Source organism: Brachyspira suanatina, assembly GCF_001049755.1.
GTDB classification, from domain to species: Bacteria; Spirochaetota; Brachyspiria; order Brachyspirales; family Brachyspiraceae; genus Brachyspira; species Brachyspira suanatina.
Genome location: NZ_CVLB01000001.1, coordinates 1,493,438 through 1,518,643, shown reverse-complemented (window position 1 = coordinate 1,518,643; position 25,206 = coordinate 1,493,438). Strand labels below are relative to the sequence as shown.

22 protein-coding genes and 1 tRNA gene are annotated in these 25,206 nt (G+C 28.4%); 19 read left to right on the top strand and 4 right to left on the bottom strand.

Annotated elements, in window-relative coordinates:
* Window positions 1–5 precede the first annotated feature (5 nt).
* Together BRSU_RS06470 and BRSU_RS06465 are read right to left on the bottom strand one after the other, a co-directional pair.
* Window positions 6–2,408, bottom strand: a complete 2,403-nt coding sequence (locus BRSU_RS06470; protein WP_048594445.1) for a penicillin-binding protein 1A — start codon at window positions 2,406–2,408, stop codon at window positions 6–8.
* Window positions 2,409–2,622: 214 nt separating this feature from the next.
* Entirely contained in the window at window positions 2,623–3,999 is a 1,377-nt protein-coding gene (locus tag BRSU_RS06465; protein ID WP_048594444.1) for an META domain-containing protein, read from the bottom strand.
* Between the two features lie 402 nt (window positions 4,000–4,401).
* On the opposite strand from BRSU_RS06465, the gene BRSU_RS06460 reads away from it, so the two are divergent.
* The 15 genes from BRSU_RS06460 to BRSU_RS06395 all read left to right on the top strand — a co-directional run bounded on the left by BRSU_RS06460 (window position 4,402) and on the right by BRSU_RS06395 (window position 19,239).
* Complete coding sequence (locus BRSU_RS06460) at window positions 4,402–4,902, top strand: GNAT family N-acetyltransferase (RefSeq protein ID WP_048594443.1); 501 nt, start codon at window positions 4,402–4,404, stop codon at window positions 4,900–4,902.
* Between the two features lie 206 nt (window positions 4,903–5,108).
* Entirely contained in the window at window positions 5,109–5,897 is a 789-nt protein-coding gene (fliP, locus tag BRSU_RS06455; RefSeq protein ID WP_048594442.1) for a flagellar type III secretion system pore protein FliP, read from the top strand.
* Window positions 5,898–5,953: 56 nt separating this feature from the next.
* Window positions 5,954–6,223 carry a flagellar biosynthesis protein FliQ gene (gene fliQ, locus BRSU_RS06450; protein WP_012669897.1) on the top strand — a complete coding sequence of 90 codons (270 nt, stop codon included), beginning with the start codon at window positions 5,954–5,956 and terminating at the stop codon, window positions 6,221–6,223.
* Between the two features lie 49 nt (window positions 6,224–6,272).
* Window positions 6,273–7,076, top strand: a complete 804-nt coding sequence (gene fliR / locus BRSU_RS06445; RefSeq protein ID WP_048594441.1) for a flagellar biosynthetic protein FliR — start codon at window positions 6,273–6,275, stop codon at window positions 7,074–7,076.
* Complete coding sequence (flhB, locus tag BRSU_RS06440; RefSeq protein ID WP_048594440.1) at window positions 7,073–8,275, top strand: flagellar biosynthesis protein FlhB; 1,203 nt, start codon at window positions 7,073–7,075, stop codon at window positions 8,273–8,275. The genes fliR and flhB overlap by 4 nt, the downstream gene beginning before the upstream one ends.
* Window positions 8,276–8,296: 21 nt before the next feature.
* On the top strand, window positions 8,297–10,408 hold the full coding sequence (locus BRSU_RS06435) for a flagellar biosynthesis protein FlhA (RefSeq protein WP_209435148.1): 2,112 nt from the start codon (window positions 8,297–8,299) through the stop codon (window positions 10,406–10,408).
* A 65-nt stretch (window positions 10,409–10,473) separates the two neighbouring features.
* Window positions 10,474–10,647: a hypothetical protein gene (locus tag BRSU_RS14585; protein ID WP_008725115.1), complete on the top strand. Its 174-nt coding sequence runs from the start codon at window positions 10,474–10,476 to the stop codon at window positions 10,645–10,647.
* A gap of 33 nt (window positions 10,648–10,680) precedes the next feature.
* The gene (locus tag BRSU_RS06430) at window positions 10,681–12,714 is read left to right on the top strand and encodes a flagellar biosynthesis protein FlhF (RefSeq protein WP_048594438.1); all 2,034 of its coding nucleotides are present in this window, start codon (window positions 10,681–10,683) and stop codon (window positions 12,712–12,714) included.
* A gap of 50 nt (window positions 12,715–12,764) precedes the next feature.
* Window positions 12,765–13,628, top strand: a complete 864-nt coding sequence (locus BRSU_RS06425) for a MinD/ParA family protein (RefSeq protein ID WP_048594437.1) — start codon at window positions 12,765–12,767, stop codon at window positions 13,626–13,628.
* A gap of 22 nt (window positions 13,629–13,650) precedes the next feature.
* Window positions 13,651–14,310, top strand: coding sequence for a hypothetical protein (locus tag BRSU_RS06420; RefSeq protein ID WP_048594436.1), 660 nt, complete (start codon window positions 13,651–13,653; stop codon window positions 14,308–14,310).
* 55 nt (window positions 14,311–14,365) lie between these two features.
* Window positions 14,366–14,689, top strand: a complete 324-nt coding sequence (locus tag BRSU_RS06415; protein ID WP_048595144.1) for a sigma factor — start codon at window positions 14,366–14,368, stop codon at window positions 14,687–14,689.
* A 64-nt stretch (window positions 14,690–14,753) separates the two neighbouring features.
* Complete coding sequence (whiG, locus tag BRSU_RS06410; protein ID WP_041177314.1) at window positions 14,754–15,572, top strand: RNA polymerase sigma factor WhiG; 819 nt, start codon at window positions 14,754–14,756, stop codon at window positions 15,570–15,572.
* A 15-nt stretch (window positions 15,573–15,587) separates the two neighbouring features.
* Window positions 15,588–17,567, top strand: coding sequence for a FapA family protein (locus tag BRSU_RS06405; RefSeq protein ID WP_048594435.1), 1,980 nt, complete (start codon window positions 15,588–15,590; stop codon window positions 17,565–17,567).
* Window positions 17,568–17,582: 15 nt separating this feature from the next.
* Complete coding sequence (locus BRSU_RS06400) at window positions 17,583–18,548, top strand: hypothetical protein (RefSeq protein WP_048594434.1); 966 nt, start codon at window positions 17,583–17,585, stop codon at window positions 18,546–18,548.
* A gap of 25 nt (window positions 18,549–18,573) precedes the next feature.
* The gene (locus BRSU_RS06395; protein ID WP_048594433.1) at window positions 18,574–19,239 is read left to right on the top strand and encodes an HAD-IA family hydrolase; all 666 of its coding nucleotides are present in this window, start codon (window positions 18,574–18,576) and stop codon (window positions 19,237–19,239) included.
* Here BRSU_RS06395 and recO read toward each other — a convergent pair.
* Both recO and BRSU_RS06385 read right to left on the bottom strand, forming a co-directional pair.
* The gene (recO, locus tag BRSU_RS06390) at window positions 19,228–20,007 is read right to left on the bottom strand and encodes a DNA repair protein RecO (protein WP_048594432.1); all 780 of its coding nucleotides are present in this window, start codon (window positions 20,005–20,007) and stop codon (window positions 19,228–19,230) included. The two genes, BRSU_RS06395 and recO, sit on opposite strands and share 12 nt — an antisense overlap.
* Before the next feature lie 76 nt (window positions 20,008–20,083).
* The gene (locus tag BRSU_RS06385) at window positions 20,084–20,251 is read right to left on the bottom strand and encodes a DUF362 domain-containing protein (RefSeq protein WP_014487796.1); all 168 of its coding nucleotides are present in this window, start codon (window positions 20,249–20,251) and stop codon (window positions 20,084–20,086) included.
* A 315-nt stretch (window positions 20,252–20,566) separates the two neighbouring features.
* Here BRSU_RS06385 and BRSU_RS06380 point away from each other — a divergent pair, with 315 nt between their 5' ends.
* The 4 genes from BRSU_RS06380 to BRSU_RS06370 all read left to right on the top strand — a co-directional run bounded on the left by BRSU_RS06380 (window position 20,567) and on the right by BRSU_RS06370 (window position 25,060).
* Entirely contained in the window at window positions 20,567–21,820 is a 1,254-nt protein-coding gene (locus tag BRSU_RS06380) for a homoserine dehydrogenase (protein ID WP_048594431.1), read from the top strand.
* A 518-nt stretch (window positions 21,821–22,338) separates the two neighbouring features.
* Window positions 22,339–22,428: transfer RNA gene (locus BRSU_RS14475), tRNA-Sec, on the top strand.
* 28 nt (window positions 22,429–22,456) lie between these two features.
* Window positions 22,457–23,803: an L-seryl-tRNA(Sec) selenium transferase gene (gene selA / locus BRSU_RS06375; RefSeq protein ID WP_048594430.1), complete on the top strand. Its 1,347-nt coding sequence runs from the start codon at window positions 22,457–22,459 to the stop codon at window positions 23,801–23,803.
* A 99-nt stretch (window positions 23,804–23,902) separates the two neighbouring features.
* Window positions 23,903–25,060, top strand: a complete 1,158-nt coding sequence (locus BRSU_RS06370; RefSeq protein WP_048594429.1) for an ankyrin repeat domain-containing protein — start codon at window positions 23,903–23,905, stop codon at window positions 25,058–25,060.
* Window positions 25,061–25,206: the final 146 nt, after the last annotated feature.

Below are 25,206 nucleotides of genomic sequence, written 5' to 3'. Positions count from 1 at the left end.
TCCCTTTAATAATTGAGGAATGAATCTATTATGCTATCAAGTTCATTAGAATCTTCCAAATAATGAGAACATACATTACAAGTATCAATAGGTATTTTATCTTGTACAAATAAGTCGGTTTGGAAAGAATAGCATAAAGGACCAGGCAATTTTCCGCTTATAGCACAAACCTGCATGCTTATAACATTTTCAGGTTTTGTATACCAAGTAGGCTTAACCTCTTTCAATGCTTCTACCATATATTTACCCCATATAGGAGCAGCAACTCTTCCTCCAACCTGATTATTTCCTAAAGAATATTTAAATGAGTCAAATCCTATCCATATTCCTGTAGCAAGCTCTGGAGTATATCCTACAAACCAAGCATCTTTCCAGTCATTAGAAGTACCTGTTTTACCAGCGCCTCTTCTTGTGAATTTAGCTTCGTACATAGCACTTGTAGCAGTACCGCCTCTTAATACTCCCATTAATATGTCGCTTATCATGTAGGCAACTTCTTTACTTATAACTTGTTTAGGACCGCCTCTTAATGTTACTTTTTTCTTTAATTCATCTTCAAAGTTGTCCATTACTATTCCGTATCTGTCAGTAACATATCTTATAAGTATAGGATTGACTTCTTTTCCTTCGTTAGCAAATTCAGCAAATCCTGTTGTAAGTTCTAATGGTGTGAATAATCCTGTACCTAAACTTAATGTTAAATCAGGATTAAACATTCTTTTAGATTTATCAGAATCAGGTTCAGCTTTAAATATAGGCTCTACATATCTTATAGTGTTTGTTATTCCTACATAATTGAGTACGTTAACTGTAGCTATATTTAATGATGCAGACAATGCATATCTTAAACTTACATCGCCTTTGAAATTTCCTGAATAGTTTTTAGGTATCCAAACTTCTCCGTCTTCTCCTTCTTCAGGCACAAAACCTATAGGAGCATCACTAACAATAGTTGAAGGGCTATAATTAGTAACATCCATTGAGGCAGCATATACAAAAGGCTTGAAAGCACTTCCAGCCTGTCTTCTTGCCTGAGTAGCTCTGTTGAATTGGTTTCTAGCTGTAAATCCTGAACCTCCAACCATTGAAACAATATATCCGTTTCTAGGGTCTATTGAAACTAAAGCTCCTTCAATTTGTCTTGAAAGTTCTGCTTCATCAGCTTTCATTACTTCCATAGTAATGTCATTAACTTCTTCCATTCCAAATATATCAGACATCAATGCCAAAGGTAAAGTAGTATATTTATTTAAAGTATCTCTTACTGCAATATTAAATTTATTATAAGCTGTATTTTCAGGAAGATTAAATAATATAGAAATCATTTTCATTTTATCTATAGTTTCTCTATTATATAGATTAACTATATCCATAGAACCGCCTTCATATTTATTATTATATTCTGTAAGCGCCTCTGTTAATAATTTCTGAGCAGCTTCCTGTTTTTCTATATCTATAGTTGTGTATATTTTAAGTCCGTCTTCTTTTAATGCTTTTTCTCCATATCTATCTACTAATTGTCTTCTAACATATTCAGTAACATAAGGAGCTCTGTCTATTGATGCACTATAAGCTGTTGAACCTCTTCTTCCGATTTTTCCTGTATATGATTCCCAGAATTCTTTATGTGCCTGCTTAGCTTCATCTCTAGTTATGAAATTTAAATCAGCCATTCTGTTAAGAACAACTTTATGTCTTGCTATTGATATATTAGGATTATTGATAGGGGAGTATGCATTCGGAGCAGGCGGAAGTGTGGCTAGCATTGCACATTCTGCTAAATCTAAATTTTGTACATCTTTGTTAAAATAAAATCTGCTTGCTGCCTGAACTCCGTATACAGAGTGTCCGAAATATATTTGATTGAAATATAAAGTAACTATTTCTTCTTTAGTAAGTCTTTTTTCTATTTGGAAAGTAACCCATATTTCTTTTAATTTTCTTGTTATTGTTCTTTCTGTAGATTTTAATACAATGTTTCTAGCAACCTGCTGAGTTAATGTACTTGCACCTCTTGCTCTTCTTCCGGTTAATATGTTTCCTATTGTACCTCTGAATATACCTATAATATCTATTCCAAAATGCGACATAAAATTATTATCTTCCATAGATATTATTGCTTCTATTAATTGAGGAGGTAAATCTTTATATTCTACTAATGCTCTTTGCTCTGTGAAAAATTCTGATATTACTTCACCTTTTATATCATAAATTTTTGTAGGTATTGTAGGCTTGTACAATTCTACAGCTTGAACATCAGGCTGCAGAACTATGTCAGCAACCAAAATAGAAAATATGACAGTTATTATTAAAAATATTAATGTCATTGATACTATATAAAATTTTTTAAATTGTTCTATATTTATACTATTGTATTTATCAGATATTTTTTTTAATATTTTTCCCAATTTTCTTATCCTAATATATATTTATGATATTATACAAATAATTATTTAATTAATCAACATATTTTTTATCATATTTTCATAAAAAAACACTCTATGAAATTTGAATTCATAGAGTGAAAGTAATGGGTTTGTATATATATCTTAAGAGCGCAACAAATGACGTTTGTAGCTATACTATATATAACATAATAAATAAGAAACAGTAAAAATATATTTAATTTACCATGTTAAAAAGTAATATATCATCATCAGATGTTTTTATGCATAAAGTATTATTGTTATAAGATATATAATTAGCTTTATTAAGAAGTTTTAAATATTCATCTTCAGCATTCATATCAGCTTCAGGACCTGCCATTAAAGTTGATATTCCTGTTTTACTCATTGTTATTTTACCATCTTTTATTTCAAATGGTATATTGTAGTTATTAACTCCAGATTTTCCAACAAATGAATTATTAGTTATAGATAAAGTGATTTCTGTGCCTTCAAGCATATTTGATAATTTGAATTCTTTTCCTGAATACTCATTAACATCAAAATAATCTTCTACGAATCTTAATATTGTAGCGTCATTAGCTATTATAATAAGTTCTTTTCCTTTTAAGTACATATATTTAGCATTTTCAATATATTTTGAGAAATCTGCTTCAGCATTCATATTTTCTTCAGAACCAGCCATTCTAGTCATAGCTAAACCATTAAATTTAATTTCATTGCCGTTTATATTGCTATATGAAGTTTTGTAAGTGTTTACACCAGAGAAACCATTTACTTGATTCTCTTTACCATAAAAAGACATAGTGATTTCTACATTAGGATATTTATAGAAATTTTTCAATAAAAATGTTCTTCCTAATAATTTATTGCCTGATATAGAATCATCTTTAAATATTAATTTTTCACCTGATTTTGTAGTTATTTCTAAATTTGTTATTGATAATGTGATATTAGATGCTTCTGAAAGTAATGTTGTAAATTCTTGTTCTGCTTTCATATTTTCTTCAGGGCCTGCCATCATAGTAGAACCCAATGCCCCTATTGATATTACATTATTGTTAGTTAAGGTATATCCTGCAAAGTATCTATTAACTCCAGAAAAACCATAAACTTTATTAGTGTCAAATCCTATTGTTATACCGATTTCAGGGTATTTATTTTCAAGAATGAATTCTCTGCCATATAAATCATTGTAATTTAAACTTCTTTTTATGAAAAATAATTCTTTGTTTTCAGAAGTTTTTATTATTAATTTATCATTATCTAATGAAACAGAGTTAGCTTTGCTTAAATCAGTTAAAAATTCTTGTTCACTTTTCATATCTTCTTCGTTTCCAGCCATTAAAGTTGCTCCTATATTTGTACCTAAAATTATTTGATCATTGCTAATGCTGAATGATGTGAAATATCTATTTATGCTTGCATTTCCATAAACATTACTGTTTTCAAATCCTATTGTTATTTTAGGATTGCTTGTGAGATAGAATTCACTGCCATTTAATGCTTCAAATATGTTTATATTTTGATTCTTTTGTTGAGAGCATGATAGTAGTAAGAATAGAGATGATAGTAATAATAGTGTTTTTTTCATTTTTTTACCCCAATAATAATTATATTTTTTATATTCTATTTTAAAAAAGTACTATTGTCAATAAAACAATGGGCTTATGATTAAGGAAAACCATAAGCCCATCAATAATAGTGTTAGGAGTCTGATAATAATGAATAATTGCTTTGTTAAATATAATAACTTATTTTCTATCTATTAGTAAAATAAGTTATTAACAAAAATACATATACAACTATTATAACCAAATATAATCTTTTTAGTAAAATTAATAATATTGATTATTAAAAAAATATATATTATGTATAATTTATATATATTAAAAATAATATAAAATTCTAAAAAATCAATTGAAAAATAAGAAAAAATAAGTTATCATATTATAGTTTACATAATAAAATCCGATAATCAATATTGCAGGTGTTTATGTGTAGTATAAGAGAAGCACATATAGAAGATGCTGAAAATGTTGTAAATTACATAGTCAAAGTGTCTGATGAAACAAATTTTATGATGTCTGATTCTAATGAAAGGGAATTAGATGTAAAAAAAGAGGAGGAATTTTTACAAAATATACAAAAAAGCATAACTACTAAGATGTTTTTATGCGAAATAGACGGTGAAATTATCGGAATATGTAATTTAAAAGGTATTGATAAGAAAAGGGTAAAACATAGGGTAAATTTAGGAATAAGTGTATTAAAAAAATATTGGGGTAATGGAATCGCTAAAAAGCTTATTAATTATGCTATAGCCTATGCTAAAGAAAATTCTATAAAAAAGATAGAATTAACGGTTAGAACTGATAATGAAAGAGCATTAAAACTCTATAAATCACTTGGTTTTTTTATAGAGGGAGAGATAAAAGGCTTTTTTTGTATTGATGATGTTTATTACAATTGCTATATAATGGGATTATTTATTTAGTTTAATACTGTATAAAAAAATTTGTACACTGTATTGATACTGTAAATAATATAGGATCGATAAAATTTATTATAAGGGATTGTAAATTAGTTAACATAATGCTTGACTATTTTATGATAATATGTTAACTTTATTGAAGTCTTAAATATTATCGTTTTCAGAAGAAAAAAGATTAGGAAAAAATTTATAAGATTGGAGTTCTCAAGATGCGAAAGTTTCTAATGGTATTTTTGGTATTATGTTTACTTATACCTACGGTAGCTTACGCTCAAGATAATACTCAGATACCAATACCTACAATAGGATTAAATGTTACTCAGGCTCAGACACCTCAGCAGGTTAGCTTGGGGCTTCAAATATTATTTCTTTTAACAATATTGTCATTATCTCCATCTATAATAATAATGACAACAAGTTTTATAAGAGTTTCAATAGTATTAAGTTTTGTTCAAAGGGCATTGTCTTTACAAGAAACCCCTCCAAGAGCATTGATAATGGGGCTTTCTTTGTTTTTGACATTTTTTATAATGATGCCCACATTAACTCAGGTAAATAATGAGGCACTTCAGCCATATTTAAATGGTACTATAGGTGTCAATGAATTATACAGCAGAGGTATACAGCCTATAAGAATGTTTATGTTTAACTCTTTACGTGGTGAGAATGGTATGAAGAGTTTGGATTTGTTCTTGAGTATAAGTAATACAGATATAAGACTTAGAGAGATTCAGACAGTTGATGATTTAAACAGAATTCCTACCATTGTTGTTGTTCCCGCATTCATTATTAATGAACTTACAATAGCATTTAAGATGGGAATATATTTGTTTATTCCATTTATAGTTATAGATTTGGTAGTTGCTTCCATACTTATGGCAATGGGTATGATAATGCTTCCGCCTATTATGATATCATTACCGCTTAAAATAATTTTATTTGTTGCGGTAGACGGATGGAAACTTTTAATACTTCAGATAGTACAGAGTTTCCAATAAATATAGAAATGTATTTTGCTGCTTTATATAGTTAATAATTTTTTAAGGGAAATTTTATGAGTGATACTTCGATTATTGTTTTAGTGCAAGAAACTTTATGGGTATTCATGTTGCTATCAGCTCCGGTTTTGGGAGTATCAATTATTGTTGGATTGATAATCTCAATACTTCAAGCTACTACAAGTATTCAGGAGCAGACTTTAACATTTGTTCCTAAAATGATAGCAATGTTGGCAGTGATATATATGTTAGCTTCTTGGATGCTGAATTATACTAGTGCATTTACTGTTAGATTATTCAGCATACTTCCAAGTATAGCTAGATAATTTTGTTGGGTGTAAAAAATAGTTTAGAGAATCGATTAGGGAATTAATAATGGATAATTTCGTGAATTTCTTTCAAATTTACCTGCTCATTATGGTAAGATTTATAGCTATACTTATGGTAGCTCCATTATTTTCTTCTAATGTTATTCCTAATACTATAAAAATGGCATTAGCTTTCATTGCTACAGCAGCTATATTTCCATTAGTTGCTAATATCAATGTTCAGGTGGCTCCTACTTTTGTTGAATACTTTTTGACATTAGTAAATGAAGCATTAATAGGAATATTGATAGGATTCTTGATGTCAATCATATTTACTGCTTATCAAGTTATGGCGAATTTCTTTGAAATACAAATGGGATTCGGTATATCAGAAACTGTTGACCCTATATCTCAAGTTACAGTACCAGTACTAGGACAATTACAGTCTTTAGTAGTTATATTATTATTTATAGCCATAGACGGACCTAGCTGGGTTATCAGAACTTTATTTTACAGCTTTAAGGCTATGCCTGTATTGAGCGATGCTTCAAAAGCAGTATTTACTTCATCGTTTAACGGCGTTATAGATAGAATGATATATTATATGAGTTCTTTATTTTCTGTGGCTCTTTCATTAGCTTTACCTATAATGCTTACTTTATTTTTATTATCATTAAGTTTGGGATTATTAGCTAAGGCGGCACCTCAGATGAATATTTTAATGCTTGGTTTTCCTATGCAGATAGCTGTTGGTGTAGCTGCTTATTATATTTTGATACCAGTTCTTGTTTCTAATTTTATGAAAGTATTAGAAACTACTATAGCAGATGTTAATAATATAATAACTTTCTTATCCGGAGGAACAGTATGATAAAAAAAATACTTTCTTCTATATTTGAATTGTTCATTATATTAAAAGCTAAGCTATACAGAAAATATTTGCGTCTTACAGGAAAAGGATATGTATTAACATTATTTGCTGCTCCTGAAGATGAAGGCAGAACTGAACTTCCTACAGAGAGAAAGAAAAGAAAAGCTAGAGAGGAAGAAGGACGTGTTGTTAACTCGGCTGAGATAAACCAGACTTTAGTTTTAGCAGTTTCAATAGCTGTAATAGCTCTATTAACTACATATTTTACTCATACAGTAGCACAATTCTTTACTAGCGTAATGAATAAAATATCTAATGCTGATGCTTCAATAAATAATGCAGCTTATACAGATATGTTATTAGAGATATTTGTTCTTTTAGCAAAAACTGCGGGCATCATTATGGCTGTTGCTTTAGTAGTTGGTGTTGGAGTTAATTTAGCTCAGACTCAGTTCTTATTTACTACAAAGAAATTAAAACCTAATTTTAAAAGAATAGCACCTACTTGGTCTAACTTCAAAGAAAGAGTATTTATATCATCTCAAAACTTGATGAATTTGGCAAAAATACTTTTCAAAATGATAGTTATATCACTTCTTACTTTTACTACTATATATGGAAAACGTACAGAATTATTTAATATGGTTAATATGGGTTTGAGTCAGGCTATGAATTTGTTTTTCTTTATAGTTTTAGAAATGCTTGCTAAAGTAATTATATTTATGATAATAGTTTCCGCTTTCGACTATTTCTTTCAAAAAAGACAATACATTAATAGTTTGAAAATGACAAAGCATGAGATGAAGGAAGAGTTTAAAGAGATGGAAGGAGATCCTTTGGTAAAAAGTCAATTGCAGGAGATGGCTAGAAAGATTGTAAGCAGAACAATGCTTAAATCTGTACCTGAAGCGGATGTAGTTATTACAAACCCGACTCACTTTGCAGTTGCTTTGAAATATGAGAATGGAGATTATGCCCCTGTAGTAACAGCTAAGGGAGCAGATCATATAGCATTAAAAATAAAAGAAATAGCTAGGGAAAATGATGTTCAAATAGTAGAGAATAAACCTTTAGCCCGTGAATTATATTACAATGTTGAGTTAGGACAATATATACCTGAAAAGCTATTTCATGTTGTGTCAAGGATACTTGGCGAGGTATATAGATTACGTAATGAAAAAATGGCAAGGGCTATATAGGAGGAATAAAAAGTGGCAACAATGAATGGTGCTAAATCAATTTTAGATAATATAAAGCTGCCTTCCAATTTAAGCAGACATAGCGATATAATGTTTGCTATAGGTGCAGTTATGGTAATTATGATGCTTATCATACCATTACCATCAATAATATTGGATTTCTTACTTATAATAAATATTATAGTATCATTATTGATATTGCTTATGGTGCTTAGTATAAGAAGTGCTAATGATTTCAGTGTATTTCCTTCTGTGCTCCTTGTTATGACAGCATTCAGACTTGCTTTGAACGTATCTACAACTAGAGCGATTCTTACTGAAGGAGCTAATTTTAATGGTAAGGTAATTACTTCATTTGCTGACTTCGTAGTAGGCGGAAATATTGTTGTAGGTGTTGTAATATTTATCATTCTTATAATAGTACAATTTGTTGTTATCACTAAAGGTGCTACAAGAGTATCAGAAGTAGCAGCAAGATTTGCATTAGATAGTATGCCTTCAAAGATGATGGCTGTTGAAAGCGAACTTCAGGCAGGAGCTATCACAGATAAAGAGGCAGAAGAGAAGAGAAAAAAGATTAGAGGTGAAAGTGATTTTTATGGTACTATGGACGGTGCTTCAAAGTTCGTACAAGGGGACGTTATAGCTGGTATCATAATCACTGTAATAAATATAGTAGGCGGACTCATCATTGGTATGACAATGAGAGGAGAGGGTTTTACTCAGGCAGTAAATGCTTATACTCGTTTTACTGTTGGTGATGGTTTAGTAAGCCAAATACCTTCATTCTTTATGAGTTTTGCTACAGGTTTGTTGGTAACTAGAAGCAGCAGCGAAGATAACTTGTCTACTCAAATAGCAGTACAAGTTTTTGCTAAGCCTAAAAACTTATTCATAGGTGCTGGATTTGCTTTCTTCTTAATGCTTTTACCAGGATTCCCAAAAATTGCATTATTTGTAATAGCTTTAGCTTTATTTTTAGCAGGATATGCTTTGAAGAAAGAACAGCAGGAACTTGGACTTAATGAAGATGGTACAAAAACAGATACTGGCGAACAGGTACAGCAAGGGCCTTTGGATGTTACTCCTTTCTTAAAAGTAGAGAAGATAGAACTTTCAGTAGGTGCTTCTCTTATACCTTTGGCATTGGAATCTGAGGGAGGAGATTTAATTAACAGAATAAGTCAGATTCGTAGGGAGCTTGCATTAGAAGTTGGACTTGTAGTTCCTCCTGTTCGTATTGTGGATAACAGTGTAATAGAACCTGATGAATATACAGTAAGTATTAATGGTACTGAAATGGCTAAAGGATTTGTTCGTCCTAATATGCTTTTAGCTTTGAATGCTAATTCTCCAGACGGACCTTCTCCTGATTGTGAGAAAGTAAGAGAGCCTGCATTTGGACTTCCTGCTTATTGGATTAAGGTTGATGAAAAAGATATGGCTGAGAAAAAAGGCTTTATGTTATTTCAGCCTACTTCAGTTATTGCTACTCACTTCAGCGAAACTATTAAGAGAAATGCTAATCTTCTTATCGGACGTGAAGAAGTACAGAATATGCTTGATCTTATTAAAGATGATCATAAAGCTCTTGTATCTGAAGTACTTGCAGCTAAGCCTCATAATGAAAGTCCTCTTGGATATATACAGAAAGTATTGCAGAATCTTCTTCAGGAGGAAGTACCTATCAGAAACAGTGTTGCTATATTAGAAGGTGTTGCTGATGCTATATCAATTATGGGAAGCGAACAGGCTACTGAATTGGTAAGAAGCAGATTAGCATCTCAAATATCGCAGATGGTTGCTGATCAGGATAGAAATATAAGAGTTATTACTTTAAGTCAGCAGCTTCAAAACAATATAGCTCAGAATCTTGCTAATACAGGTAATTTACAAGGTTCTCAGATGATAGCTATGAGTTTTGAAAGTATGCAGAACTTAATTAAAAATATAAAAGATGCTGTTAAACTTGTAAGTGATTCAGGAGTTGATGATATAGTATTTTTAACTTCTCCTATTATTAGAAGACCTTTGTATCAGTTTATAGCTAAGAATATTGGTAAGTACAAGGTTATAGCTACTACTGAAATAGCGCAAGGATACAATGTACAGGGTATTGCTAGTATAAAATAATGAATGATGAATGCCTTATTGGGCAATTAAGATATAAATAATAATATATTACTTGGAGTTACAAGATGAAAACAATAAAAATTTTTGGAAAAAACAGAGAAGAAATTGAAAAACAGGCTAGAGATAAGTATGGTGAAAGCTATTTTATTATTAGTGTGAGAGAGAGCAAAAGAAAAAACATATTTGGAATGATTAAAAAAGAGTTTGAAGTTTCTATCGGTATATTAGAACAATATTAATAGTGATTTAAAGAAGAAGAGAGGAGTTATAAAATGGTAGATATACGCACTATTAGAGGGAAGGATAAGACAGACGCTTTCGCTAAAGCCAGAGTTGAATACGGTGGTAACTTTGTTATTTTAACTAGTAAAGATGTAAAAGTGGGCGGTTTTCTAGGACTTGGAATGAAAACTGAACATGAACTTAGAATCATGCTTAATAATTCTATTTATGATAGAAAGAATAATTCTATGAATGAAGATAGAGATTCTTATTCAGAAGAAGATGATGATATGCATAGAACTAAACTTTTAAGCGATAGAATAGAAATGAAAAAACATTCATCTGAAACTATAGATGCAAGTGAAATGGCTGATAGAATAGTTTCTATTACTAAAGCTTTAAAAGAAAAGAGTGCAAATAGAAATAATAGTTTTTCTAATAATACTAATAATGCATCTCGTTCTAATGTTCAAGAAAATTCTTATAACAGTGAAAATGAAGATATTCCTGAAGAATTGCTTAATGACAGTAGCAATAATAATAATAATAATAATAATTCAAAGGTTAATGTTATTGAAGAAAAAACAGAAGATAATAATACCAGAGAAAAAAGTGTTGATAATTTTATTCCATTGCCTAATTTTAGTAATAATCAATATTCTAATTTTCAAGGCTCAACATTTGCTAATATGAGAAATCCTATGCTTTCAGATTATTCTAATAATAACAGTTTTTCTCCTATCAACAATTACAGTAATTTTGCCAATAATAATATTCTTAATAATAGTGTTCCTAATAATAATAACAATAATAATAGCTTTATGAATAGTGGTATGAATAACTTCAATAATAATGTTATGTATAATCATACTAACTCTTCAAATAATAATAATCAAAATAATTCTAATAATTCTGTAGATGATAATGTAAAAAAATTAGTTCAGGAACAGATAAGAGATATTATAAAAGAATATTTAGAGACTAATATTCCTAATATAAATTTAAATAAAAATAACTCCAGTAATTCTAATATAAATGAAGATTCAAAATATCAAAATAAGGCTTCTTATGTGTCTGATTCTGAAGATGAAATAAAAAATGCTATAGAAGAAATAAAAGAATCAAGAAGAGAATACGGAGAGTATTTAGATAATAGAGCACATAAATACAATAGAGAAGAAAATAGTGTAAGAGAAAGAAAAAATAACATTAGAGATTACTTTGAAGATGAAAGTAAAGATATAGATTATGAAGATTCAAATGATGATATTGAAAATACTTCTGATGCTAATGTTGCTGATGGAATGGAAGAGAGTTTCAATTATTTAAGAGACAGAGAATTTCCTGAAGAAATATTACTTGAGTTAAGAGAATATTTACTTACTTCAAGCAATGCTAGATTCTTCCAATCTAAAGATGTTATAAGAGAAGAAGTAGAAAAATATTTTGCTGAAAGGTTAATACTTTCTAATGGTATAGAGGTAGGAACAAAGAAAAAAATAATAGTGTTTGTAGGACCTACTGGTGTAGGAAAAACAACTACAATACCTAAAATAGCCGCTCAGTATATGAAGTCTGGTAAAAAAGTTTCTTTTGTAACTATAGATAATTACAGAATAGCAGCAGTAGATCAGCTTCAAAGATATGCCAGTATAATGAAAGTACCATTTAATAGTGCCAGCACTCCTGAAGCTTTGAGAGCTGAGATTAGAAAGATGGATAATTCTTCATTATTATTCATAGATACTATGGGCCGTTCTCCTAAAGGTGCTGAAGATATAGTCGCTATGTCAAAATATTTCACAACAGTTGGAAGATTTGATATGGATATTCAGCTTGTTATGAGTGCTACTGCAAAATATAAAGATGCTTTGAAAATATTAAATGGATTTAAGCCTACAAATTATAAAGGTGTGATACTTACAAAAGTTGATGAAACAGACTATTTGGCTTCTTCAATTTGTGCAATTACAAAGAAAAAACTTCCTATTACTTATATAACTCATGGACAGGGTGTTCCTAAGGATATATCTACTGCCAAGAAATATGGTTATAAAATAATGGAAGGGTTATTTGGACATTAAATAAAGTTTTACAAAAAATAAAAAATAATTTAGGAAATTTATAAAATATTATGAAAGATCAAGCTGATGAATTAAGAAAAATGATGAGTATGAAAGATAAACGTCCTCAGCGTATAATAAGTATAGCTAGCGGTAAGGGCGGGGTAGGTAAAACTAATATAGCAATTAATTTATCCATAGCATTGCAGCAGCTTGGACAGAATGTGATTTTAGTTGATGCAGATCTTGGACTTGGTAATGTTAATGTTATACTTGGAAATATGCCTGAATATAATTTGTATCATGTTATTAAAGGTGTAAAAAAGATACATGAAATTATAATTGAAACAGATTATGGAATAAGATATATAGCAGGAGCTTCCGGATTTTCTTCTTTGGCTAATTTATCTGGAAGAGCTTTGACTAAATTAGTTAATAGCATGGATTCTTTGAATGATGCTGATATAATAATAGTTGATACAGGTGCTGGAATTTCAGATAATGTTTTGTATTTCTTGCTTTCTTCTGATGAAAGTATAGTAGTTACAACTCCTGAACTTACAGCTATATTAGATGCTTATGGTGTAATAAAATCAATAGCTCCTGAAAATGCTAATGCTGATATAAAAATATTAGTTAATAGAGTTATTAAGGCTTCTGAAGGTAAAGAAGTAAGTGATAAAATTATTATGACAAGTAAAAAGTATTTGGATATGGATGTTAAATATTTGGGACATGTTATGGAAGATAAAACAATTCCTTATGCGGTGTCTCAGCAGCTTCCATTCTATCAATATGATAATAAATGTCAGGCTTCTATGTCAATATATAATATAGCTAAAAGAATAATTGATATGGAGTATGATGATGGCAGAGAGGTAAAGGGTTTCGGAGGATTTATGGAATCTTTATTATCTTTTGTTAGTAAGAAATGATAAATGTTTGCAGAGGTAATTTATGAATAGTATAGTAGAAAAAGTAAAACAGTATTTTTCATCTAATTTTGGAAAATTAGATGGTATAATATCTATTTTATCATTTATTATAACACTTGTATTATCCGTACTCTATAAAAATAGAATAGATATATCTTTATTTAAAGCTCTATTAGCGGGTATTATAACTTTAGTAATATTATTTTTGATAGGAATGTTATTAAAAAGATATTTGGGAGATATTATAGAAAGCAGTAATGTTAGTACTAGTATGGATACTGATTACAATCCAATAGAAGACAATTCTATAGTAAATAGTATAAATGATAATTCTGCTAATATTATAGATAATAATAATAATAATAATAATAATAATAATAATAATAATAATAAAGATTTTAATCCAGATAATATAACCATATCTCCTGATTCTATAAATCTTGATAGAGCACCTAAAGCTAAAGTAAATACATCTGCTAGTTCTGGTGATGATATAGGAGATATAGTATTTGGAAAATCTCCTTCCAGCAGCAATACAAGTTATAGCAGTTCAAGTAGCAGTATGTTTCCTGATAAAAAAGTTTCAGATAGTGAAATGTTGAAAGAAGTGCAAGAGGATCCTGAAAAAGTTGCTAAAGCTGTTAGAACTATGATGGCTAAAGATGAAAAAGATGATAAATAAAATATATTAAGTAATATATTTAAAAAATAAAAAATTAATATTTAGAGTTAATATTATGAAAGATAAAGATAAAATACCAAATATTACTAGTGAGAATGAGCAGGAATATTGGCTTGAGTTTAAAAAGACTCTTTCGCCTTGTATAAGAACAGCTCTAATTATTAAATATTCTCCTTTAGTAAAATATGTGGCAAGTAAGATATATGTTAATATGGAATTTTATAAACATATTGAATTTCAAGATTTGGTTGGATTTGTTTCTTTCGCATTTATGGATGCTATTGATAAATATAATCCTAATATAGATATTAACTTTAAAACTTATGCTATTGCTAGAATCAAAGATATAATAAGACAAGAGCTTAGAAGATTAGATTAAAAATATAATGTAATAAGTAAAAATATATAATAAAAATAAAAATTTAATAGTTAGAGTGAACATTATGAAGATGAATAAAAAAGACAAAGATAAAATACCAAATATTACTAATGAGAATGAGCAGGAATATTGGCTTGAGTTTAAAAAGACTCTTTCGCCTTATATAAGAGAAGCTCTAATTATTAAATATTCTCCTTTAGTAAAGTATGTGGCAAGCAAGATATCCGTTAATATGGGATCTCATAAACATATTGAATTTCAAGATTTAGTAGGATTCGGCTCTTTTGGACTTATGGATGCTATTGATAAATATAATCCCAATAGAGATATTAAGTTTAAAACTTATGCTGTTACTAGAATCAGAGGTGCAATATATGATGAGCTTAGAAAATTGGATTATCTTCCTAGATCTATTCGTAAAGATGTAAAAGAGATAGAAAAGGCAAGAGAAATATTAGAAGCTAGATTAAGCAGAAATATAAAGCCTCAGGAAATAGCGGATATGCTTGGAATACCAATAAGTAAATATAATGAAACTATGAAAAGATATATAGAGGCTTCTCCTACTTCATTAAGCGATGTTTGGTATGTAGGTGATGATTCTGATGAAATATCTGTAATAGATACATTGAAATCAAATGATAAAACCAATCCTGAATATTTAGCAGAGAGGGAAGATGTTAAAAATAAAATAATAGCTGCTTTGAAAAAACTTCCTGAAAAAGAGCAGCAAGTTCTTATATTATATTATTATGATGACCTTACTTTAAAAGAGATAGGTAAGGTATTAGACGTGTCAGAAAGCAGAATATCTCAGCTTCATACAAAAGCAATACAGCAGTTAAGATATAGTCTTTCTGAGATAAAAAAACAATTATTATAAAATAGGTGATTTTTTATGAATGAATTAAAGAAAAAAATATTGCAAAGTGATTTTTATAAAAAGATTTATAATAATAAAAATACTCGTTCAGTGGAATTATCAGTTGCTTCTTTGGAGAGGGGGATGCAGGAAGCAGCTGCTATATTCCAGTGTCCTATTTATGAATTAAGTTATAAAGTTCTTGAGGACGGAAATAAGGGATTTTTTAATATAGGAGCTAAGCCTTTTTTGGTGAGATATACTCATATTACTTATGACAAGTCTAATATAGCTGTTGCTAGTACTAATACTTATGAAGATATATATTCAGAAGGAAATGTTCAACAAAAAGTTGTAATTAATAAAGATACAGAAATAATTGTAAGAGTAAAGAGAGACGGAGTATTTTTGAAAGTTAATCCCCCTGTTGGAGATGGTAAAAGAATAGAAGACATAACTGTATTAGAAGAAAAATTAATAGATGCAGGTATAAAAGAATATGATTCTCATTTAGCTAGAAAAATGCTTCAGGAACAGACAGGTCAATATGAAAAAATTGCTGAATGGGATATAAGTAAATCTGCAAATAATGCTAAAATTAGTTATACAATAACAGAAGATAAAATGCGTGCTTATGTTACGGTTACTAATCCTAATAAAGGTGGAAGAGAAATGGATTTACAAGATGTTAAAGAGCTTCTCGAGAATAGTGGTGTAACGTTTGGCTTTCAGGAAGAGAATGTTACAAAATGCTTAGAAGAAGGTACTTTTAATATTCCTATACTAGCAGCAGAAGGACGTCAGCCTGTAAACGGACAGAATGCTAAAATAGAATATTTAGTAAATGTTAATAAAAAAGTTATACCTAAATTTATAGGTGAAGATCAAAGTATAGATTATAAAGATTTGACTATAGTTGAGAATGTAGAGCAAGGTCAGAAATTGGCTAGAAAAACTCCTGCTACAGATGGAGAAGTTGGAAGAACTGTATTAGGTGTGAAGATAGAAACTAAGAGCGGAAAAGACATCGATATAAAAGAGGTAGTAGGTGATAATGTTGAGATGTCAGAAGACGGAGAATCAATAATAGCATCTATAAGTGGACAGGTTGTACTTAAAGGTAAACTATTAAGTGTAGAACCGATATTTGAAGTGTCAGGAGATGTAGGACCTGAAACAGGAAATATTAACTTTATAGGAAGTGTTGTTGTTAAAGGAAGTGTAAGTGATAACTATTCTATTAAAGCTGAAGGTAATATCGATGTACATGGAACTGTTGGAAAATGTGATCTTGAAGCTAAAGGTGATATTATGGTTAAGCTTGGTATTCAAGGAAATGAAAACAGCCATGTAAAAGCTGGCGGAGATGTTATTGCTAAGTTTATACAGTTCTCAAATATTGAAGCTGGAAATAATGTTGTAGTTACTGAGGCTATACTTAACTCTAATATTGATGCTGATAATAGAATAATACTTATAGGTAAGAGAGCTTCAGCAAGCGGAGGAAGATTAAGAGCTTTAAGAGAAGTTAATGGTAAAGTATTAGGTTCTCAGGCAGGAGCTAAAACATTCATAGAAACAGGAATAAGCCCAGCAAAAAGACGTGCAATAGATGATTTGGATAAAGAAAAAGAAGAATTAGATCTTTCTATAGAAGAAACAGAGAGAAATATAAAATCTCTTGAACAGGCTGGAAAACTTAAAAAACTTGATGATGAAAAAAAAGAACAGCTTCAAAGTTATAAAGAGCAGTTAGAACAAGCTAATACTAGAAGAGAAGAAATAGTATTAAATAGAGAAGCATTAATTCAAGAAATGGAAATAGAAAAAGTTGATTCTACAGTAAGCGCCGGTAAAGAAATGCTCCCAGGTGTAGAGCTTGTTATAGGTAGTGCAGAATTTTCTATAAGACAAAGTTATAAAGCTATAACATTCTTTGAACAAGATGGAATGATACAAACTGAGAAGTATAGAGGCGAACCTAAAAATGAAAGAAAGATTGATAATGATGAATGATAAATAGGATATAATATGGCTTTAAAAATAAATGATTTTTACAGAACTGCTATAGATTGTGCAATTGATACTGATCCTAGGGGAAGAGATACTGTAGAAAAAGAGCTTAGGAACATAAAAAAATATTATGATAAATTAGATGATAAAAAGAAAGAATATTTTGATAAAGATACACTTTTTAATCCTTATTCAGATACTAGGATTTTAAATATTGCAGAAGATAAAGATATAAAGAAAATTATCTGTGGTATAGATATGCAGACATCTGAATTATTACTTGTAGATAGATTGAATGAAAAAAACTACAATATAGATTTAGTTATAACACATCATCCAAATGGATACGGTTTTGTTAATTTTTATGATGTTATATTTATGCAGGCTGATAAAAATGCTTTGCATAATGTAGCTATAAATATTTCTGAAGGTTTAACAAATAAAAGACTTAATGAAGTAAGCCGTTCTGTTTTTGCTTCTAATCATTATAGAGATGTTGATTCTGCTAAACTGCTTAAATTAAATTATATGTGTATGCATACCGTTGCTGATAATTTTGTTGAATCTTTTTTAACTGAAAATATTAAAAAAGAAAATCCATATACATTATCAGATATTATTGATTTATTATACACAATAGATGAATATAAAATATCTGCTAAAAGATTTAATCCTCCTAAAATATTCAATGGTTCTGGTAAATCTAAAGTAGGAAAATTTATAGTTGATATGACAGGTGGAGCTTCTTTTGATGTTGGAATGATTGAGGCTTTATCAAAAGCTGGAGTGAGTACTATTGTTATGATGAATATATCAGATAGGCTTTTAGATGAATGTAAAAAATATTATATTAATATTGTATGTGCCGGTCATATATCAAGCGATAGTTTGGGAATCAATTTATTATTCAAAGCCATAAAAAATAAAACTAAAGAAAATTTTGAAATTATACCCGCTTCAGGATATATTTTTGTAGAGCGATAGATTCTATATTATAAAGCGAGTCATTATGCCGAGATATATTAATGTATTATTTGATCTTGATGGTACAATTACAGATTCAGCACCTGGTATAACAAATGCTGTTTTATATGGAATAAAGAAAATAAATGAAGTATACAATTTAAATATATATATTCCAGATTATACTATTTTAAGAAAATTTATTGGTCCTCCTCTTGATGTTAGTTTCAGAAAATATTGCTTAGATGATGAAAAATTATCTTTTGATTTTATAAAATTTTATAGAGAAGATTATAATGGTAATGATGGTTTATTTAATTGTACACTTTATGATGGTATATATGATTTGATTAAAACCCTTTCTGAAAATAATTATAAAGTTTTTCTAGCCACTGCTAAGCCTAAAGAATCGGCCTTAAGAATAATAGAACATTTTTCTATGACAAAATTTTTTACTAATTTTTATGCTCCTATACTTGGAGGAAAAATTAAAAATAAATTAGATGTATTAAAAGAAGCATTAGAAAAAGAGAATTTCGCTAAAGATAAAACTATAATGATAGGTGATAGAATAGATGACATAGATGCAGCAAAAAATATAGGTATTGATTCTATTGCTGTTAAATATGGTTTTGGAAATGATGAAGAGTTCAAAAATGCTACTTATATAGCTAATAATACAAAAGAAATATTTGATATATTAAGTAAGTAAAATTTCTTCTAATACTTTCTGACTTTTTATTGTTTTGTTTATATGATTGAATATTGATTTATTCATGATGTCTTTTACATTATCTATAGACTTATTATATATTTGTTTTAGATTTTCATTTTTTATTATTTCTATAAGAGATGTATGTTTTATAATTCTCATAAACGCTATATCATATTCATTTATATTTATAGGGTCTTTGATTAGATTTCTGCATTTTTGGCATATTAATCCGCCTTCTAGTGTAGAATAATATAATAAATCATTATTGTTTTCGCATATAGTACATTTATCCAAATGAGGTGATATCCCTGCTATATGCAAAGTTTTCATTTCAAATGCTCTCATTAAAATATTGATATACATCTTTTTTATATTATTATTATTATTCTCTTCCAAATTTTCTAAAGCATCTAATGTTTTTTCCATTAGAATAAAATATCTATTATCAGAATCTTTGGCACAATATAATAATACTTCTCTGATATAGAAAACAGATAAAGAAGAGTATATAGATTTTTCTAATATTTTATAATTTTTAACAATAGAAGATTCTTTTAATATTGATAGCTGATTTTCTTTTTTTTCGTATATGTTTATATTTAATTTTGATATGCTTTCTAAATCGGATCCGAATGCTTTTGAATTATTTTTTGCTTTATGGCATATAGCCTGCATTATAGAATTATTTGTAAGAAAAGATGCTATTATAGATGAAGTTTTATATGCATTATATGATAGTATAAATGCTTCAGTATTTTTTATCAATATTATTCCTTATATATAAAAATAGGGTAGGCTTTAATATAATTAAAACCCACCCCTGCTATGCCATCAGCAGCAATTAAGCTGGATTTATAGCGTTGCTTGGACAAACAGCTTCACAAGCAGCACAATCAGTGCATTTGTTTGGATCAATCACATAGATATTTCCTTCACTAATAGCATCGAATGCACACTCAGGAACGCATGATCCGCAAGCTACACAATCGTTATTTATAACACGTGGCATAATTTACCTCCAAAAAATTAAACTGTTCTATTATTATAACATAAATGAATAATGAAATCAATATCTATTATTTACTAAAAAGTTATAAAAAATACTATATTTTTCTATTATTTATACTGTTTTTTTATATTAATTAAAATTCTTAGTATGTATTGTAAAAATTTTAAATAGATGTTATAATATAACTTAATACAGTAATATCGTATTTAGAAATTCATATAAAATAAAACTACAATATTACTAGCTTTTGTAATAATTTTAAGGTTAATTTTATTAAAACAAATTTATATTCAATTAAATTTTAAGGAGTTAAAAATGGAAAAGAAAAAAGAATTTAAAGTTGCAGTTGCCGGATATGGACATGTTGGTAAAGACACAGTAAAAACTATTATAGAGAATAATGCTATAATGGAAAAAAGAACCGGAATAAAATTAACCATTAAAACCATTTTTAGCAGAAATATTGATAAGGTAAAAGATGATAAATTTTTAGATAAAATAGAAATAAAAACTAAAGATTTAAATGATATATTAAATGATGATGATATTGATATTGTAATAGAAGTACTTGGAGGAATGGATACAGCAAAAGAGCTTCTTATAAAAACAAAAAAACCAGTTGTTACAGCTAATAAAGCATTGCTAGCTAATTGTTTTGGTGAACTTATAAAGAATAGAAAAACTGATATAGCTTTTGAGGCTTCTGTTGCTGGTGCTATACCTATAATAAAGGCAATGAAAGAGAGTTTAGTTTCTGATAGAATGGAGAATGTTTACGGAATATTAAATGGAACTTGTAATTATATTTTAACTAATATGACTAAGAACAATTTAGATTTTAAAGATGTTCTTAAAGATGCTCAGGATAAAGGATATGCTGAGGCTGATCCTACATTTGATATTGACGGAATAGATACAGCGCATAAATTATGCATACTTTCATCTATAGCTTTCTGTAATGTTATAAGTTTTGATAAAATATTTATAAGAGGTATAAGAAATATTATATTAGATGATATTGTATTTGCTTCAGAGATGGGACTTACTATCAAATTAATAGCTGAGGCTGCTTTGGATGAAAATAATAATGCCTATATATACGTTATACCTACATTACTTAATGATGATAATATGCTTTCTAAAGTTGATTATGCTTTTAATGCGATAACTGTGGTAGGGGATCGTTCTGGAGATACTGTTTTCTATGGTTCTGGTGCTGGCGGAAGACCTACAAGCAGTGCTATAGTTTCTGATGCTGTTACTTTAGCTAGGAATAGTTTAATTACAGATGAGCTTAGAATACCTATACTTGGATTCGTAGAAGAAAATAAAGAGCTTCAAGTAAAAGATTTTAGAGAAAAGAATGAAAATTTCTATGTAAGATTCAAGTCAAATAATAATAACTTGCTTGCATTCAATGAGGCTTTTTATGATATTAATATTGATAAAAGTATGGAACGAAATGGAAATTTCATGTTCGTACTTAAAGATGTTAATATTAATTCTATAATTGAGTCTATAGAAAAAGTAGAAAAAATAGATGATATATTTATAGCAAAAATAAAATAATTAAAAAATAATATTAATAAACAAATAATGTAATATATAATTATTCTTTATATATGCATTATTTGTTTTTTATTTTTAAAGATTCTTTTTAAAATCCCGCCCTTTATATTTTTTGCTTTTTAATAGAATATATAATTTTTCATTGTTTTTTTATTTTATTTATAAAAAGAATACCCGCCCAAATTCTTATTATATTTTTAATCTTTTTAACGCACGTTTAGTGAATCATTATTTATAATTTAAATTGCAATTATTGATTGATTTATATTTATAATTTTGCTCACCGTGCGGTGATAAAAGTAATGAAGTTAAAAAAATTGGGTGGGCAGTTAAAATACGAATTTGAAATTTAAAAGAAAAATAATGTTAAAATGACATGATATAATAGAAAGCCTATAGGGTGGGAATTTATAGAAAAATTTAATAAAAAGTTATTTTAGTTTATTTCTATATACTTATATAGGGTTTTTGAAATTATTGACATAAAACAAAAACTAATATATCATATCAAAATATATGGAGGCAGATGAGTCCCGGTGGGCTCCGCGCTCTTCAAAAGCGTTGGACGTTATAACAACGTCGGCAGGTTCAACTCCTGCCTCTTCCGATAAAATTACAAAGCATTTCGGAACAATTATGAACAATAAATTTAATCTAATACAAACTAATGCAGTATTAGAAGATGAATCTATAAAACCATATCATAAAATTATTTCTCGCCCAATTGCAGCAGATATTATAAGAGAAACATTAGAAAAATTAAGAACTCAATTAAAAAATAATGATAATCTTAGTTACAGTAAAGAAGATATAATCAAATTATGCGAAATTGAAATAAAAAATAAAGCAAATCTTCCAATAAAAAAAGTTATAAATGCCACTGGAACTATAATGCATACAAATTTGGGAAGATCGCCAATAGATTCAGAAGTTTGGGATAGTGTAAGAGAATTAAATATTAACAGTAATAATCTTGAATATAATATTAATAATGAATCAAGAGGGATAAGAGGAGAATTTGTATATTCACTTTTAAGTAAATTAACATGTGCTGAAGACGCTTTGGTAGTTAATAATAATGCGGCTGCTGTATTTTTAATATTAAAAACTTTAGCAAGTAATAAAGAAGTAATAGTATCAAGAGGAGAGCAGGTACAAATAGGCGGAGGATTTAGAATACCTGATATATTAAAAGAAGCATCAGCTAAACTTATAGAAGTCGGTACTACTAATATAGTTGATATTAAAGATTATGAAGAAGCTATAACAGAAAATACAGCCATGATACTTAAAGTGCATACTTCCAATTTTAAAATAAGAGGCTTTGTTAAATCTCCTTCATTAAAAAAGTTAAGAGAAACTATACCTGATAATATAGCATTAGTTTATGATGAGGGAGCCGGAATATTTGATGAAAGTATGAGCGAAGAAGAACATATAAAATATGCATTAAAAAGCGGTGCTGATTTAGTGTGTTTTTCTGGTGATAAAATGTTTTCAAGTGTACAGGCTGGAATCATAGTAGGAAAGAAAAAATATATAGAAAAAATATACAAACATCCTTTAATGAGAGCTTTCAGATGCGGAAAAACAGTACTGTCAATATTAGAAAAAAGTATCATAAAAAGATTGAATACTGAAGGCAATTTCAAAGGATACTGTGAAACTTTATTGAGTATAGATAAGGAAATAATAAAACAAAAGGCTTTAAAGATTATAGAAAATATTGAAGGCTTTGAAGTTGTTGAAGAAGATATAGAAACAGGAGGCGGTGCTATGCCTGATACTTTTTATCCGTCTTATGCAATAAGTTTTAGGCCTAAAGATATAAAGTCTGTAATTAAGTTTATGCATAATTTAGATGTACCTATTATACCAAAAGTAAAAAAGGATTCAGTGCTTATGTATGTAATAACTATAAATGATGAAGATATAAATTACATAAAAGAAGTTTTAATACAAATAAAAGATAATTATTTTTAAAGTGAGTTAGCTAGTAATAAATAAAAAACTAATATAATTCTTAGTATAAAGTACATATGTGTTTGCTGATTATTTATAATAAGGATATAAAAGAGATATATGAAAAAGAGATTTATTTTAATAACTTTGATATTTATTAATATCATTAGCTGTAATGACAGTAAAAATAAAAAAGATGTGTATAGTTCAGAAATTAATAATTCGGTAACTAACAATATGGAAACCAATTATATCATTGATAATACTTCTAATGATAATAAAAATATTTTAGAAACTAATAATTTATATACAGATGATATTTATGACGGATATGCATCTAATGAAAATGACATATATGAATTACTTACAAAATTAAATGAATATGAATTACTTGCTATTGAAGAACTTGAATCTGTAAAAGATACAGCTTCTTTAGATGCTTGGCAGTCAGAATATACTAAGGAATCGCCATTAATATTTGCATGTCAATATTTTCCTACAGAAGAAAAGGCCATTGAATTGATTTCTTACGGAGCAGATATAGATGAACGTGCTGATTATGGATATACTCCATTAATGGAGGCTTCTTCTAGAGGATATTTAAAACTTGTAAAAGAATTAATAAAAAATGGTGCTGATGTTAATATAATGCGCTATGAACAAGATGATGCTTTATCATGTGCGGTACTTTCTACTAATAAAAACAGTACAAAAATAGTTGAGGAATTGCTAAATGCTGGTGCTGTTGCTTACAGAGATTATCCCATTCCAGATAGCGAAGATGAAACAGTAACTATAATAGATAAGTTCTTTGATTATAGTTGTGATGCAGAAAAGTTTAAACTTCTTGCAGAGGCTGGTGCTGATATTGAAAACTCTTATTATGGTATACCAGTAATAGCTATGGCTGTTCAAAAGGATTGTATTGATATAGTAAAATATTTAGTATCTAAAGGTATTGATCCTGCTATGAATTATACGGATTATAGAAATATAGAATTTTCATTGCTTAATGAAACATTTAATAATAAAACTACTGATATAGCTGAATATTTAATAAAGAATGGAGCGGATGTAAATTCTCAAAGTACAATGGATCCTTACAGCAAAGAAACTCAAAACTTAATATTTACCGCTATTGAAGAAGATAATATAGAATTGGTAAAATTACTTATAGAATATGGAGCAGATACTTCAGCAGTAAACAAAGAAGGTAAAACTATTTTTGATATAGCTAAAGAAAAAGGTTATAATGAAATAGAGCAGCTTAAAAAATAGTAAAAATAAGAATTGTTTCTAAGTTATAAATTATTAGCTTATAACTGATGAAGTAAGTTTTTATCTATATTATATGTGATTTTTTCCATTATCAATAATAAATAATTTTTTATATTAGAATGCTAAATATAAAAATTGTGAGCGTC

Bases quoted from the DNA above. Each gene is read 5' to 3' on its own strand.
- fliQ (WP_012669897.1), top strand. From the start codon at position 5,954: ATGAGTGATACTTCGATTATTGTTTTAGTGCAAGAAACTTTATGGGTA.
- BRSU_RS06465 (WP_048594444.1), bottom strand. From the start codon at position 3,999: ATGAAAAAAACACTATTATTACTATCATCTCTATTCTTACTACTATCA.
- BRSU_RS06380 (WP_048594431.1), top strand. From the start codon at position 20,567: ATGGAAAAGAAAAAAGAATTTAAAGTTGCAGTTGCCGGATATGGACAT.
- BRSU_RS06400 (WP_048594434.1), top strand. From the start codon at position 17,583: ATGGCTTTAAAAATAAATGATTTTTACAGAACTGCTATAGATTGTGCA.
- BRSU_RS06430 (WP_048594438.1), top strand. From the start codon at position 10,681: ATGGTAGATATACGCACTATTAGAGGGAAGGATAAGACAGACGCTTTC.
- BRSU_RS06425 (WP_048594437.1), top strand. From the start codon at position 12,765: ATGAAAGATCAAGCTGATGAATTAAGAAAAATGATGAGTATGAAAGAT.
- BRSU_RS06435 (WP_209435148.1), top strand. From the start codon at position 8,297: ATGAATGGTGCTAAATCAATTTTAGATAATATAAAGCTGCCTTCCAAT.
- selA (WP_048594430.1), top strand. From the start codon at position 22,457: ATGAACAATAAATTTAATCTAATACAAACTAATGCAGTATTAGAAGAT.
- BRSU_RS06405 (WP_048594435.1), top strand. From the start codon at position 15,588: ATGAATGAATTAAAGAAAAAAATATTGCAAAGTGATTTTTATAAAAAG.
- flhB (WP_048594440.1), top strand. From the start codon at position 7,073: ATGATAAAAAAAATACTTTCTTCTATATTTGAATTGTTCATTATATTA.
- whiG (WP_041177314.1), top strand. From the start codon at position 14,754: ATGAAGATGAATAAAAAAGACAAAGATAAAATACCAAATATTACTAAT.
- BRSU_RS06385 (WP_014487796.1), bottom strand. From the start codon at position 20,251: ATGCCACGTGTTATAAATAACGATTGTGTAGCTTGCGGATCATGCGTT.
- BRSU_RS06460 (WP_048594443.1), top strand. From the start codon at position 4,402: ATGTGTAGTATAAGAGAAGCACATATAGAAGATGCTGAAAATGTTGTA.
- BRSU_RS14585 (WP_008725115.1), top strand. From the start codon at position 10,474: ATGAAAACAATAAAAATTTTTGGAAAAAACAGAGAAGAAATTGAAAAA.
- fliP (WP_048594442.1), top strand. From the start codon at position 5,109: ATGCGAAAGTTTCTAATGGTATTTTTGGTATTATGTTTACTTATACCT.
- BRSU_RS06415 (WP_048595144.1), top strand. From the start codon at position 14,366: ATGAAAGATAAAGATAAAATACCAAATATTACTAGTGAGAATGAGCAG.
- fliR (WP_048594441.1), top strand. From the start codon at position 6,273: ATGGATAATTTCGTGAATTTCTTTCAAATTTACCTGCTCATTATGGTA.
- BRSU_RS06420 (WP_048594436.1), top strand. From the start codon at position 13,651: ATGAATAGTATAGTAGAAAAAGTAAAACAGTATTTTTCATCTAATTTT.
- BRSU_RS06395 (WP_048594433.1), top strand. From the start codon at position 18,574: ATGCCGAGATATATTAATGTATTATTTGATCTTGATGGTACAATTACA.
- BRSU_RS06370 (WP_048594429.1), top strand. From the start codon at position 23,903: ATGAAAAAGAGATTTATTTTAATAACTTTGATATTTATTAATATCATT.